Genomic DNA, 13,892 nt, shown 5'->3' on the forward strand with positions numbered 1-13,892 from the left:
ATTTTTCTTCCTTGCAAGCACCGAAGAATCTTATTTTTTAGGATTCTTCCGGCACCAGCACCCGTCTTCCGCTTCGCTCCAGACGGAATTAAGGAATATCCGTCAATTGCATCATATACCATTGCATCGCGCAACATGCCAAGAGGAAAGAACCGAAGTTTCCGGCGACGGAAACGGCAAAAAGGCTGCTGGCAGTGCCAGCAGCCCCGAAATGCCGGAGCGCCGCCGGTGGGAAAAATCGGGCGTGGACGGCCTAGCGGCCCTTGGCGGCGCGCTTGGAGGCCTTGAGCGGGTTGACCTTGGCGGCGGCAGCGGCCTGCACCTTCACATGGGTGGCGAAATTGCAGCGGCCGCCGGCCCATTTGCGGGCCGGGTCGGGATAGCTCGAGCAGTATTTCTGGTCGTCGAACTCGCGCTGGCGCTCGCAGCCGTCGCACTGTTCCACACAGGGGGAGACCACAAAACCGTTGACGACGACGCCTTCGGCAGTCTTGACGGCATTCTGCAGGGGAGCCATGGCAAACCTCCATGCGCCGGAGCGCGGATTTTACGAAGTTCGCGGCCGGGCGCCGCGTTGGACGCGCGGCGATGCCCGGACAGCGGAAGCGGAAGTATAGTCCCCTGCGCCGCGCTGTCAAGGGGAAAGCGGGCTTGCGGGAGCGCCGGCCCGCGGCCTGGGCTTGTCCCTATATATGATATATTGCAATGCGCCGCCCGACACGGTACAACGAGGCCCATGTCCAACCGCCGCCTGCTCTTTCTCGCGCCCGCCCAGGCCGTGACCTCCGTTTTCCCGCAATTGCGGGACGCGGGCTATGAGCTTGGCATCGCTGAAAATCTCAAGGGGGCCTCGGTCTTCATCCGCAAGTCCGGGCCGGATGTCATCTTCGCCCGGCCGAGCCTCCCGGGCTTCCGCGTGGAGGACCTGCTCGCCGTGGGCGCGGAAGACCCCAACTTCCCGCCGGTCATCATCATCACCGACAAGGGCAGCCCCGAGGAGGCCGAACGGCTGATGAGCCTCGGCGCCCGCGATTACTGGATGGAGCCGCTGGACGTGGAGCGCATCATGGCCGTGGCGCGCGAGCCGCGCAAGGCCGCGCCCGTGCCGGCATCGACCACGCTCGGCGGCCACAAGCCCGCGCCAGGGGAGGGCGCGCCCAGGATCGTGGGCAGCAACCCGGCCATCGGGCGCGTGCTCCGGCTGGCGCGGCAGGTGGCGCCCTCCAAGGCCACGGTGCTCATCACCGGCGAGTCGGGCACCGGCAAGGAAATGTTCGCCCGCTACCTGCACGCCATGAGCAAGCGCGCGCGCGGGCCCTTCGTGGCCGTCAACTGCGCGGCGCTGCCCGAGCATCTTTTGGAAAGCGAGCTCTTCGGCCACGAGAAGGGCGCCTTCACCGGCGCCATCGCCCGCAAGCTCGGCCGCTTCGAGCTCGCGAGCGGCGGCACCATCCTCCTTGACGAAATCTCGGAGATGGATCTCGCGCTCCAGGCCAAGCTCCTCCGCGTGCTCCAGGAGGGCGAGATCGACCGCGTGGGCGGCTCGGAGACCGTGCGCGTGGACGTGCGCGTGCTCGCCACCACCAACCGCGACCTCGAGGACTGGGTCAAGCAGGGCAAGTTTAGGCAGGACCTGTACTTCCGCCTCAATGTCATCCCGCTGCGGCTGCCGGCCCTGCGCGAGCGCGGCGACGACGTGCTCGACCTCGCGCGCTTCTTCGTGGACATGTATGTGCGCGAGTACGGGCTGCCCGCCACGCCGCTCTCCGACGCGGCCGTGACGTGGCTGCGCAACTACGGCTTTCCGGGCAATGTGCGCGAATTGCAGAACCTCATGGAGCGCGCCGTCCTGCTCGCCAACGGGCGGCCCATCGAGCCCGCGCACTTCCTGCTCGAAAACGACGAGTGGCCGCTCTTCGCCGAGGAAGGCGAGGAGGAAGCGGCCCTGCCCGAGGGCAATGCCGCCGCCCTCCCGGCCGGAACCGCCCCGCAAGCCGCAACCGCGCCTGCGGCAGGCAGCGACACGGCGGCTGCCCCGGCCGGCGCCACCGCGCAGCCCACGGCCGGCGCTTCGCATCTGGCCGGCCCGGTCATCCCGCTGCATGAAATGGAGCGGATCATGATCGCCAAGGGCCTTGAGGCCACGGCCGGCAACCGCACCCAGGCGGCCGAGCTGCTCGGCATTTCCGTGCGGACCCTGCGCAACAAGCTCAACGAGTACCGCGCGCAGGGCCACGCCATTGACTGAACCCGCGCATACCCACCAGCGAGACCTCCATGACAGCCCTCACCCAATGGGTCACGGACGTTAACAGCTTCCTCTGGGGGACGCTGTTCCTTATCCCGCTGCTCTGCGGCACCGGCCTCTTCTATACCCTGCGCCTGCGCTTCGTGCAGGTGCGCAAGTTCGGGCTCGCCCTGCGTTACCTCATGGGCGGCGCCAGCCTCTTCGGCCGCCGGGCGGACAAGAAGGGCATGAGCTCCTTCCAGGCGCTGGCCACCGCCATCGCCGCCCAGGTGGGCACGGGCAACGTGGCGGGCACGGCCACCGCCATGGTGCTTGGCGGCCCGGGCGCGCTCTTCTGGCTCTGGCTCGCCGCCTTTTTCGGCATGGCGACCATCTTTGCCGAGGCGGTGCTCGCCCAGGTCTACAAAACCACGGACAGCGAGGGCCATGTGGTAGGCGGCCCGGCCTGGTACATCACGCGCGGCATGGGCGAGAAATACCGGCCGCTCGCCGTGTTCTTCGCCATCGCCATCATCGTGGCCTTGGGCTGCATCGGCAACATGGTGCAGTCCAACACCATCGCCGAGGCCTTCAACAGCGCGCTCGGCGTGGACAGGCTGGTGGTGGGCGTCATCGTGGCCGCGCTCGCGGGCCTCGTCTTCATCGGCGGCCTCGGCCGCATCGCCAGCGTGACGGAAAAGCTCGTGCCCACCATGGCCATCCTCTATATCGCCGGCGGCACCTATGTGCTCGTGAGCCACGCGGACGCCATCCTGCCTGCCTTCGGGCTCATTTTCGAGGCGGCCTTCCACCCGCAGGCCGTGCTCGGCGGCGCCGTGGGCATCAGCATCCGCGAGGCCATGCGCTACGGAGTGGCGCGCGGCCTCTTCGCCAACGAGGCCGGCATGGGTTCCACGCCCCACGCCCACGCGGTCGCCCGCGTGGAGCACCCCTGCCAGCAGGGCCTTGTCGCCATTTTCGGCGTGTTCACCACCTTCGTGATCATCACCTTCACGGCGCTCGTCATCCTTGTGTCCGGCGTGTTCGTGCCCGGCGCGGGCGCGGCCACGGGCATCCGTCTCACCCAGGCGGCCTACGCGGTGGACATGGGCGGCTTCGGCGGCATCTTCGTGGCCGTGTGCCTCTTTTTCTTCGCCTTTTCCACCATCGTGGGCTGGTACTTCTTCGGCGCGCAGAACGTGCGCTTCCTCTTCAACGGCAAGGGCGTGGGCGTGTACCGCGTGGTGGCCGTGGCCTTCGTGGCCGGCGGCGCCTTGCTGCATGTGGACCTCGTCTGGCAGCTCGCCGACCTCTTCAACGGCCTCATGGTCATCCCCAACCTTGTGGCGCTCTGGGCGCTCAACAAGGTGGTGGTGAGCCATCTCGCCGAATTCGAGCAGCTGCTGGAGAAGTCGGTCAGGGAGTAGGCCGCCCGGCCCCCCGGCTTGCCCTTACTTCCGCTTGCCGGCCCAGTTCTCCCAGTGCACGTTCTCGGGCTTCACCCGGTCTTCCGCGGTGCGCAGGCCCGGGATGGCCGGGTGCCCGAGCACGATGAGCCCCACGGGGATGATGTTCTCGGGCATGTCGAGCAGCCTGGTGAAGCCCTCCATGCGGTCCACCATGGGATAGATGCCCGTGAACACGGCGCCAAGGCCGATGCCGTGCGCCGCGAGCAAAAGGTTCTCGGCGCTCATGGCCACATCGAGGATGCCCATGCCCGGGACATCCTCCTTTTCCGTATCCAGNCAGACNAGGATGGCCACNGGCGCNNTGGCGGCANANCTGGCNTAGNGGTTGATGTCGCCCACCTTCGCNAGNGTCTTGGGNTCGCGGATGACCACGAANTCCCAGGGNTGCTCGTTGGCCGCNCTNGGGGCGAGCTGGGCCGCGGCGAGCANNGTGTCNAGNTCCTTGTCCGANACGGGNTCGTGCGTGTAGGCGCGCACGCTGCGCCGCGTCTCAAGCGCGGTGAGCACNTCCAGCGGGCGCTCGGGCGTGCCGGCNTTGGNCNNCGGCTCACCGGCGGCGAGGGCNAGNCCGGGCANNGTCACGGCGCAGGCGGCGCCCAGGGCGGTGCAGGCGAGAAANGCCCGGCGGCCGGCGTTGTCAGGTCGTTNCATGGTTCGGCTCCTTGTGGTGGATGNGGNAGNTCAACNCCCCCNNNNGCTGANGCTACCCCGGGNGCCNGCCATGCGCAAGCGGNCGCAAGNCGCGCTGNNCCGNNCCATGTCNTGAATNCAGGACAGTGTTGAACAGATNTGTCTTGNCNTCAAGACACTTTTGTNCANNCANNGNNNNGCNCNNTGACNGNCNNGGCGNNNNAATCNTCCNCNNGGCCGCGNCCCTGCTNNCTCGCNCGCCNGNCGCCGTCTCGGCATGCTCTTTGCTCATTCGGGCACAAATGCTTCAGGTGCCCCGCCGCCTTGCGGNCGTGCGGCGACAGCGCCGCNCGCGGGGCCGTTTCAGCCACATCTTACCTACACGCGAAAGCGAGGAGCGATCATGCCCAAAATGACTCCCAGTGAGGCCATGGCCGAAGTCCTTGTGGAGGAAGGCGTCACCCATGTGAGCGGCATTCTTGGTTCCGCCTACATGGACCTGCTCGACCTCTTCCCGGCTGCCGGGATNGACTTCATCTCCGTGCGCCACGAGCAGACCGCCGGCCACATGGAAGACGCCTATGCCCGCATGAAGGGCAANGCCGGCGTCGTCATCGGCCAGAACGGCCCCGGCATCACCAACTATGTGACCGCCGTGGCCACCGCCAACATGGCCCACACCCCCATGATCGTCATCTCCCCGAGCGCGGGTTCCGCCTCCGTGGGCTGGGACGGCTTCCAGGAATGCGACACCTGGGACATCTTCAAGCCCATCACCAAGCTCTCCCTGCGCGTGCCCCATCCGAGCCGCGCGGCCGACGTGCTCCGCACCGCCTTCCGCGCCGCCTATGCCATGCGCGGCCCGGTGCTCGTGGACATCCCGCGTGACTACTTCTACGGCGAAGTGAACGAGGAGATCCTCAAGCCCTCGCAGTACCGCGTGGCCCCCGGCGGCATCGGCAACCCGGCCAACTTCGAGGAAGCCGTCAAGGTGCTGAAGGAAGCCAAGAACCCGGTCATCGTCTCCGGCCGCGGCGTCGTGGACGCCGACTGCGTGGACGTGGTGGCCCAGCTCGCCAAGCACCTCGCCGCGCCCGTGGCGTGCAGCTACCTGCACAATGACGCCTTCCCGGCCGACAATCCGCTGTGGTGCGGCCCCATCGGCTACATGGGCTCCCATGCCGCCATGCACCTCATGGAGAAGGCCGACGTCATCCTCGCCATCGGCAGCCGCCTCTCCTACTTCGGCACCCTGCCGCAGGACGGCATCAACTACTTCCCCAAGACGGCCAAGATCGTCCAGATCGACATCAATCCCATGAACATCGCCAAGACCCACCCCATCACCGTGGGCCTCTGCGCCGATGCCAAGGACGCCTCCGTGGAACTGCTCAAGCAGCTCCGCGCGGCCATGCCCGAGCGCGACAACGCCCCGGTCATCGCCAAGGTCAAGGCCGAGCTGGACGCCTGGCAGAAGGAAATCGACGCCATCGCCAACGAGCCCACGCAGGCCGGCCGCATGCATCCCCGCAAGGCGCTGGAAGTGGTTGCCAAGTTCATCTATGACAACGACGCCATCGCCACCACCGACATCGGCAACACCTCCTCCACGGCCAACAGCTACCTGCGCTTCCGCCATGCCAAGCGCGACATCGCCACGCTGACCTTCGGCAACACGGGCTTCGCCTACCAGGCCGCCCTGGGCGCGCAGCTCTACTGCAAGGAAGCCAAGATGGACAACCCCGTGGTGTCCATCGCCGGCGACGGCGCGTGGGGCATGAGCCTCTTTGAAGTGCCCACCGCCTGCCAGTTCGACCTGCCGGTCATCGCCACCGTGTACAACAACGGTGCCTGGTGCGCCGAGAAGAAGAACCAGGTGGACTTCTACAACAACCGCTTCGTGGGCGCGGACATCTGGTCCAAGTCCTACGCGGACATCGCCCGCGCCATGGGCGCCGACGGCTACACCGTCAACACCCAGGCNGACCTCGCCGACGCGCTCGCCACGGCCAAGAAGAACCGCCGCCCGGCCGTCATCGAGGTCATGACCGACGGCACCCGCCTNGCGCCGCCCTTCCGCCGCGACGCGCTGGCGCTGCCCACCCGCTACCTGCCCAAGTACGAGAAGCTGGACAANAAGTACTTCCCCAAGTAGGGANCCTGTCCNGNNAGNNNTGACNNCGCGGGCCGCTGCTTCGGCGGCGGCCCGCCGCATNNGGGGCGCGCGGCCATGGGGCTGTGGCGCCCTTTTTTTCGCCGGAAAAGCGCAAGGAGCCGCCAGGATGGAACAGAAACCCTTTGTGCGCCGNGGGCGCCCNTATACCGGGCCGGTGCAGGCCGTCATCCTCGACTGGGCGGGNACNGCNGTGGACCACGGCTGCCGCGGGCCGGTTGCCGTGTTCACGCGCGCCTTCGAGCGCTTCGGNCTTNNGCCCACCACGGAGGANGTGCGNGCNCCCATGGGNCGCGAAAAGCGCGAGCATGTGGNCGCCATGCTNGCCATGCCGCGCCTTGCNGCCCTGTGGAAGGAGAAGAACGGCCACGCNCCNGACGACGCNGACGTGAGCGCCGTGTTCGGCGCNGTGAGCGANCTCATGCCCGCNACNCTCGCCGACTATGCCGAGCCCGTGCCCGGCTGCGTGGAGGCCATGGCGCGCCTGCGCGACATGGGNGTGAAGGTGGGCTCCTGCACGGGCTACAGCCGCGCCATGATGGAAAANNTGNTNCCGCGNGCGGCGGCCGCNGGCTATGTGCCCGACTGCGTGGTGGCCGCGGACGAGGTGCCNGCCGGNCGCCCNTGGCCNTGGATGTGCCAGCAGAANTGCCGGGANNTGGGNGTNTTTCCNCCNGAGGNGGTCATCAAGGTGGGCGACACCGTGGCCGACATCGAGGANGGGCTCAANGCGGGCCACTGGGTCGCGGCGGTGACGCGCACGAGCAATGCCCTTGGCCTCACGGCCGAAGAGGCCGCGGCGCTGCCCCCCGAGGAGCTGGCGCGGCGCGAGGCCGAACTCGCCCGCAGTTTCCGCGAGGCCGGGGCGCATTTTGTGATCTCTTCCGTGGCCGACCTGCCGGATCTGGTGGAGCAGGTCGCCGAGCGGCTGCGCCAGGGCGAACGCCCCTGGAAGTAGGGGAGGGGGCCGAAGCGCTCCCAGGGCAGCCGCGCGGGGGGAGGATCTGTGGCCTCCCCGGCCCGGCCGCTTCCCCCCGGGCGCACCATGTGCGGCGCGCCGCTGCCCTTGGGTCGGGAAGCGCCCGGCAGGGGCGCCCAGTTGCGGGAGGCTTATGAAATCACGCCGTCCAACCTCGGACAACGCTGCCGGCGTGCCCGCAAGCCCATGCGCCCCGCCACTCTGCTTGACAGCCGGATGGAAGCATTTTATCGTATCCGAATGGGTCGTTAACTCAGTAGGTAGAGTATCTGCCTTTTAAGCAGAGAGTCGCAGGTTCGATCCCCGCACGACCCACCAAATTAGAATTTCACAAAGCCCCGCAAAGCCCAAAAAGCCGCGCGGGGCTAATTTTTTTCGCTCCAGCAGGTTCCTCAGCTCTCCTCCAAGCGCTATGATGTGTCGCAATTTGAACTGAGGTCAAATGACAACACTGGGCTCGCCAGGAAAACTTCTTCTTGGCTTATTCACTCCGCCCGTAGAGTTCCCGCAGGATCGTCTTGGCCTGTTCAAATTTCTGCGGATCTTTCAGCTTGTCCCCCGCGCGGTTGATGTAAAAATCCAGCCGGTCCATGGCCTGACGGTAGCTGTCGGAATTGGCTTGCAGCCCCTCGGCGATGGCCTGCGCTGACTGTTCAAAAAAGCCCGGGGCCGGGTGCCAATGGGTCTGCACGTTTTCGGACCAGTCTCTCTCTTCCATTTTTTCCTCTCCTGTGAATTTTTATGGACAGTTTTATCACTGCCCAGCTTATAAAAGCGTGTGAGATGGCTCAAGCAGAAAATTGGGGGAAATTGGGGGCGCCCGAGGATGGTGCGATTTGCCCTGGCCCGGGCCGTCATCGGAGGTTTTCCAAGGGTTGCCTGCGGCTGTGGAGGAAAAGGACGCCCAACGGCTTGCGCATCGGACAACGATGCGGTGAAGACCAGCCACGAGAGATGGCGGGTTACGAAAAACTCTACGCGGGCTTCCAGGCTGTGAGAGAGTGACACCACTGATAAGGATACTCTCTGGCTGAAATACGACTTATTGCAAGCCCACAAATTATAAGTTACAAATATTCCAGAAATATGGCGGCTGTTCGTTGAGAAAAACGAACATGGGAGCAGCCGGCCAGAGGAGAGAAGCACTCAACACAGGAGCAGAAAATGGGTATTTTTTCTTTTCTGAAGGATGTGGGTGAGAAAATCTTCGGCGGTGGCGAAGCAAAGGCGGATGAACTGAAAAAGCATCTGGATGCCCAGGGGCTGGATACAAAAGATCTTCAGGTCCATGTGGAGGGCGATCAGGTGGTCCTCAAGGGTTCGGTCAAGGATCAGGCCACCCTGGAAAAGGCCGTGTTGGCAGTGGGCAACAACGCGGGTGTCGCCGCTGTAAAGACTGATGATATTCAGGTGGAGACCCCTGCCGAAGAATCCGTTTTCTATGAAGTAAAAAAGGGCGATACCCTCTGGAAAATTGCCGAAACGGTCTATGGCAAAGGCAAGGGCGGCAAGTATACCATGATCTTTGAGGCCAATACGCCCATGTTAAAAGACCCGGACAAAATTTATCCTGGCCAGAAGCTGCGCATACCGCCCCTGAAGTAGTTTCTACATTGACCGTATTTTCCATAGCCCGTCAGTATGGCGGGCTATTTTTGTTTAACAGGCTTTCCCCGGTCTGGTGGGACGCTCACTCGCTCCGATCAATTCAATTTGGCATGGCGCACGGCTTGTTTGATACTGCCGGTGCGCTTTCACAGAAGCTGCGCGGCGCAGTCGGCGAGCGGTTTCTGGTGCAATCCCGGCCATTTTGTCCGAACAAAATCTTGAGATAACCTTCTCCTGCCTCCTATTGCAGGGAAGTATTTTTCATACCATGGATTCAGGGATTCTTCCCGCGGGGTTCGCCTCAACCATCTGGTCTCGTCTGCGTCGCTCCCAGGTTCACCGAGCGGCGCGGAAACAGGCGGTATATCGCATTAAATATATAATAATATTAGTTATATAACATATCTGAACGCTTCGTTTTCAGGTGAGTTTCCTCCCGCGCAGCCTTGATTTAATGCCATGTATCATCTATTCAAAACCTGATTCCCAAGGATTCCAGCTGACAGGCCATTTTTCGGCTCTGGCGCACGTTGTTTTCAAGCACTCATCCCTCCACAACCCCCAAAACACGGATCGGATCATGCCGGAAAAAAAGTATTTTCAACCCGAAATCGAATGCGCGCCCGTTGAACAGCTTTTTGCCTGGCAGGACGAGCGCCTGCGCGACACGGTGAAACGGGTGTATGAAAATGTGCCCTATTACCGCAACCTTATGGACAAACGCGGTGTCAAGCCGGAGGACATCCGGGGCCGGCAGGACCTGCACCTCCTGCCCTTCCTGGACAAGAACGACCTGCGCGAGGCCTATCCTTACGGCCTCCTGGCGCGGCCCCTTTCCGACTGCGTGCGCATCCAGTCCACCAGCGGCACCACGGGCAAGCGCGTGGTGGCGTTTTACACGCAGCCGGACATCGACCTGTGGGACGAGTGCTGCGCGCGGGCCATCGTGGCGGCCGGGGGCGACAAAAACGATGTGGTCCATGTCTGCTACGGCTATGGCCTGTTCACCGGCGGCCCAGGCTTGAACGGCGGCTCGCACAAGGTCGGGAGCCTGACGCTCCCCATGTCGTCGGGCAATACCGAGCGCCAGATCCAGTTCCTGTGCGACCTCGAGGCCACCATCCTCTGCTGCACGCCGTCCTACGCGGCCTATATCGGCGAAATGATTGCCGAAAAGGGCCTTAAGCACAAGCTCAAGCTCAAGGCCGGCATCTTCGGTGCCGAAGCCTGGAGCGAGGAGATGCGCAAAAGCATCGAGGAAAGCCTGGGCATCAAAGCGCACGATATTTACGGCCTGACCGAGCTCTCCGGCCCCGGCGTTTCCTTTGAATGCGAGGAGCAATCCGGGCTGCATATCAACGAGGACCACTTCATCCCGGAAATCATCGACCCGGAAACCGGGGAAGTCCTGCCCGAGGGCGAAATCGGCGAGCTGGTGTTCACCAGTATCACCAAGGAGGCTTTCCCCCTCATCCGCTACCGCACGCGGGATATCTGCAAGCTCTCGCGCAAGCCGTGTTCCTGCGGGCGCACGCATATCAAGATGTCGCGCCCCATGGGCAGAAGCGACGACATGCTCATCGTCAAGGGCGTCAACGTCTTCCCGTCGCAGATCGAGACGGTGCTCATCAACCGCAACTATCCGGCCAATTACCAGATAATCGTGGACAGGGTGAAGAACAGCGACACCCTCGAAGTGCAGGTCGAAATGACCAACGAGATGTTCTCGGACAGCCTCTCCGCTGTGGCCGCCAAGGAAAACGAACTGGTCGCGGATTTGAAGTCCATGCTGGGCATCCATGCCAATGTTAAGCTGGTGGCGCCCAAGTCCATCACGCGCAGCGAAGGCAAGGCCCAGCGCGTCATCGACAAGCGGAAACTGCATTAATTTCTGGAGCGTGAACCATGCCTATCAAGCAAATATCCGTCTTTATCGAGAACAGGCCCGGATCGCTTTCGGCCGTGGCAAACGTGCTGCGGGAGCACAAGATCGATCTGCGCGCCCTTTCGCTCGCCGATGTGCAGGATTACGGCATCTTGCGCATCATCGTCGATGATGTCTATGCCGCCACCACTGTGCTGCGCGATGCCGGCTATGTGTTCAAGATCACGCCCATGCTGGCGGTGGTGCTGAAAGACCAGGCCGGGAGCCTGGCCGATGCGCTCGAGGTGCTCGGCAACCACAATATCAACATCGAATACCTGTACGCCTTCGCGGGGCGGCAACATGACCGCGCCTATGTGGCTTTCCGTCTTGACGACGGGGAAATGGACAAGGCCGCGGCCATCCTGCAGGAAGCCGGCTTCCCGACCATTTCCTCAGATGGGGAGAACGGCAAGATACTCTGGTAAATCCGGAGGATATTTTATCGCGCGGTTGCCGTGAGGAGCCGCACCAACGCGTGGGGGGCGCCGGCATACAGGCCGGACAAAAAGTATCCCCCGGGCCTTGCCAGCATGGAAGCATGCGGGCAAGGCCCGGGGGATACAAAAGCACTGGCGAGGAAGGGGGGCGTCAGGCCGTGCCGGAAAGGGGCGTCTGTTCATGATAAAATAAGGACGCATCAGGAGATGACGTTCATCCGGGTACGCGCATAAATTATATACTTTAAGAGAGCTCCGGCTCCGACATTCGGAGAAAAAAGTATCTTATGATTTTTCATGTGAACGCTTCAACGTCGCAGCTAGGAAATTACACAAGAAAATCATAATAAATATTTCTATCGCCAGCGAAGTTGCTTACAAAACAAATCCGGCATATGAAAATTACCCGAATTTGATTAAATATTCCAAAACGAGTGGTGGCAGCATTGATATGCATTAATTACAGTATGAAATAATAAATTTAATTACATGTAAGCTTGATCAAGTGTTAATGTTTATTTGTTTATAAAGAGATTTTGCTCAAGATGTGGTAGAGGATTAAGCTTCTAAAACGTTGATTTGGGATAGGAATCCAATGATTTCAATACTACGACATGAAATTGCTCAATGGTTACTCGATATTGTGGACTGGCTTCTTAGCGCCGTCGGTCTTCATGATAAAACCTACGCGCAAGAGACATTATATGTTATATTGGTTATGATAATTACCCTGGGTATCAGCTATAGTTTGCGAAAACTTGTACTTTTCATTACGCAAAGACTGCCAGTGTTTAGTAAAAATAGATGGGTGGAACATATCAAAAAACTTGGAACACTTGAATCCTGTTCAAAATTTATAGCACCTGCCGTATTTCTTGGTCTTGTACCATTTGCCTTTACTTACGAAAGTTTGACTCTATATATAATACAAAAAATTGCAATAATCTATCTGATCATAACGCTTGCTATCGCTGTCTGTGCTATTTTAAAACTCGAATGGGTTATTTTTAATGAAATTAAGAATACGAAAAATCTGCCATTAGAGGGAATCCTTAATATGTGCAGGGGGATAGTATGGCTCATAGCGGTTATACTCATCGTATCAGTGCTTATCAATGAATCTCCTTTTTCCTTGCTCGCCGGTATCGGAGCATTATCTGCTGTCTTACTTCTTATATTCAAAGACAGTATTCTCGGGCTTGTGGCAACGATCCAGCTTTCAAGCAATGATATGATAAGAAAGGGCGACTGGATAGTTGTTGATGGAACATCAGTTAATGGAAATGTGCTGGATGTTACCCTTTCCTCTGTCAAGGTGAAAAATTGGGATAATACAACTGCCATCCTATCCCCGTATAAGCTTATTTCAGGGTCTTTTGTGAACTGGCGTGGAATGTTTGATACTGGCGCAAGGCGTATAGAGTCATGTATATACATTGACCCATGCAGTGTGTCGCCATCCACAGCGGAACTTTTTTCTGCCATATCGAAGAAATACCCTATAATGCTGAAACAGATTGAAGAGGCAAGCGCTGCGGGTGGTCTTGCGTTGACCAAGGCGCCTCAACAGAGCGGTATGGCCACTAATCTCGGCCTCTATCGCGCATATATGTTCACGTATCTTCGCGCACACCCTCGAATCGCGCAAAATGAGTGGTTGCTCGTCAATCTTCAGCCAGAAGTGGAGTTTGGTATTCCAGTTCGCATTTATTGCTATTCCAATGTGACTTCCTGGGTGGAATATGTACAGATTAGTGATGAAGTGATTGAGCATTTCTTTTCAGTAACGAAAGATTTTGAGCTTGATCTCTGTAACTATAATAGCTTCACTAATAAGATCATTGCAGCCAACTCTGCTCCAACTTCAATAAAAAGTACCAACGCGCCGTCTACTTCGTTTTTAGCAAATTCTTAGTGCTTTCTCTTGATACTGCCGCCATTCTTTTGGGGTGCGAGGAATTTCTCGCCGGCCGGCGCGTTGCCATGTCGCAAATCAACAGGGAGCGCTTTGTGACCCTACCCCATTCATGATACCAAGGATAAGTTAGTGGCTCCTGTCCGGTTTGGGGGTTGATGGGCTGCCCGATAAGCCGCCGGGCTTTGCCAACCAAGGGCGCTGTGGGGGCGGTTGCAGTTATAATCCTGTCGCCAATCTTCGAGGAGGCGCCGGGCTTCCGCCAAGGAAACGAAAATATTCTGATTCAGGCATTCATCACGCAGCCTGCCGTTGAAACTTTCCACAAAACCGTTATCTGTGGGTTTCCCTGGCCGACTATGCGCGAGGCCAAAGCCATGTTTTTGCGCCCATGCATTCAGGGCATGACCTGTGAACTCCGGCCCATTGTCCGTAAGGAGTCTGCGTGGCAGGCGTCCTTGCAACCGAAGGCGCTCCAGCACCTGAACCACCCGTTGGCCGGAAAGCGATATATCCACTTCCAGGGC

The 13,892-nt window shown here is 60.5% G+C and carries 12 protein-coding genes and 1 tRNA gene; 9 read left to right on the forward strand and 4 right to left on the reverse strand.

Annotated elements, in window-relative coordinates:
- Positions 1–253: 253 nt before the first annotated feature.
- Positions 254–517 carry a PxxKW family cysteine-rich protein gene (locus tag HDR50_RS04530; protein WP_165079178.1) on the reverse strand — a complete coding sequence of 88 codons (264 nt, stop codon included), beginning with the start codon at positions 515–517 and terminating at the stop codon, positions 254–256.
- Positions 518–736: 219 nt separating this feature from the next.
- Here HDR50_RS04530 and HDR50_RS04535 point away from each other — a divergent pair, with 219 nt between their 5' ends.
- Positions 737–2,248 (forward strand): sigma-54 dependent transcriptional regulator, encoded by a 1,512-nt coding sequence (locus HDR50_RS04535; protein ID WP_291356320.1) that lies wholly within the window; start codon positions 737–739, stop codon positions 2,246–2,248.
- 29 nt (positions 2,249–2,277) lie between these two features.
- Positions 2,278–3,654, forward strand: coding sequence for a sodium:alanine symporter family protein (locus tag HDR50_RS04540; protein ID WP_291356322.1), 1,377 nt, complete (start codon positions 2,278–2,280; stop codon positions 3,652–3,654).
- 24 nt (positions 3,655–3,678) lie between these two features.
- On the opposite strand, the gene HDR50_RS04545 is transcribed toward HDR50_RS04540, so the two are convergent.
- On the reverse strand, positions 3,679–4,347 hold the full coding sequence (locus HDR50_RS04545) for a nitroreductase family protein (protein WP_291356324.1): 669 nt from the start codon (positions 4,345–4,347) through the stop codon (positions 3,679–3,681).
- Positions 4,348–4,729: 382 nt separating this feature from the next.
- Here HDR50_RS04545 and xsc point away from each other — a divergent pair, with 382 nt between their 5' ends.
- The 3 genes from xsc (at position 4,730) to HDR50_RS04560 (ending at position 7,796) form a co-directional block, all read left to right on the forward strand.
- Positions 4,730–6,481, forward strand: coding sequence for a sulfoacetaldehyde acetyltransferase (gene xsc, locus HDR50_RS04550; RefSeq protein ID WP_291356326.1), 1,752 nt, complete (start codon positions 4,730–4,732; stop codon positions 6,479–6,481).
- A 127-nt stretch (positions 6,482–6,608) separates the two neighbouring features.
- Positions 6,609–7,457, forward strand: a complete 849-nt coding sequence (gene phnX, locus HDR50_RS04555) for a phosphonoacetaldehyde hydrolase (RefSeq protein WP_291356328.1) — start codon at positions 6,609–6,611, stop codon at positions 7,455–7,457.
- Positions 7,458–7,720: 263 nt separating this feature from the next.
- Positions 7,721–7,796, forward strand: a tRNA-Lys gene (locus HDR50_RS04560).
- Between the two features lie 163 nt (positions 7,797–7,959).
- Here the strand turns inward: HDR50_RS04560 and HDR50_RS04565 are convergent.
- Entirely contained in the window at positions 7,960–8,196 is a 237-nt protein-coding gene (locus tag HDR50_RS04565) for a DUF3175 domain-containing protein (RefSeq protein ID WP_291356330.1), read from the reverse strand.
- 446 nt (positions 8,197–8,642) lie between these two features.
- Between HDR50_RS04565 and lysM the strand changes: the two genes are divergently transcribed.
- The 4 genes from lysM to HDR50_RS04585 all read left to right on the forward strand — a co-directional run bounded on the left by lysM (position 8,643) and on the right by HDR50_RS04585 (position 13,365).
- Positions 8,643–9,083, forward strand: coding sequence for a peptidoglycan-binding protein LysM (gene lysM, locus HDR50_RS04570; RefSeq protein ID WP_291356332.1), 441 nt, complete (start codon positions 8,643–8,645; stop codon positions 9,081–9,083).
- A 583-nt stretch (positions 9,084–9,666) separates the two neighbouring features.
- Positions 9,667–10,974, forward strand: coding sequence for a phenylacetate--CoA ligase (locus tag HDR50_RS04575; RefSeq protein ID WP_291356334.1), 1,308 nt, complete (start codon positions 9,667–9,669; stop codon positions 10,972–10,974).
- Positions 10,975–10,991: 17 nt separating this feature from the next.
- Entirely contained in the window at positions 10,992–11,438 is a 447-nt protein-coding gene (locus HDR50_RS04580) for an ACT domain-containing protein (RefSeq protein WP_291356336.1), read from the forward strand.
- A gap of 607 nt (positions 11,439–12,045) precedes the next feature.
- On the forward strand, positions 12,046–13,365 hold the full coding sequence (locus HDR50_RS04585; RefSeq protein ID WP_291356338.1) for a mechanosensitive ion channel family protein: 1,320 nt from the start codon (positions 12,046–12,048) through the stop codon (positions 13,363–13,365).
- Positions 13,366–13,475: 110 nt separating this feature from the next.
- Here the strand turns inward: HDR50_RS04585 and HDR50_RS04590 are convergent.
- On the reverse strand, positions 13,476–13,892 hold a 417-nt coding region (locus HDR50_RS04590), incomplete at its 5' end, for an integrase core domain-containing protein (RefSeq protein ID WP_291356340.1).

This window comes from Desulfovibrio sp., from assembly GCF_014803725.1.
GTDB lineage: Bacteria > Desulfobacterota > Desulfovibrionia > Desulfovibrionales > Desulfovibrionaceae > Desulfovibrio.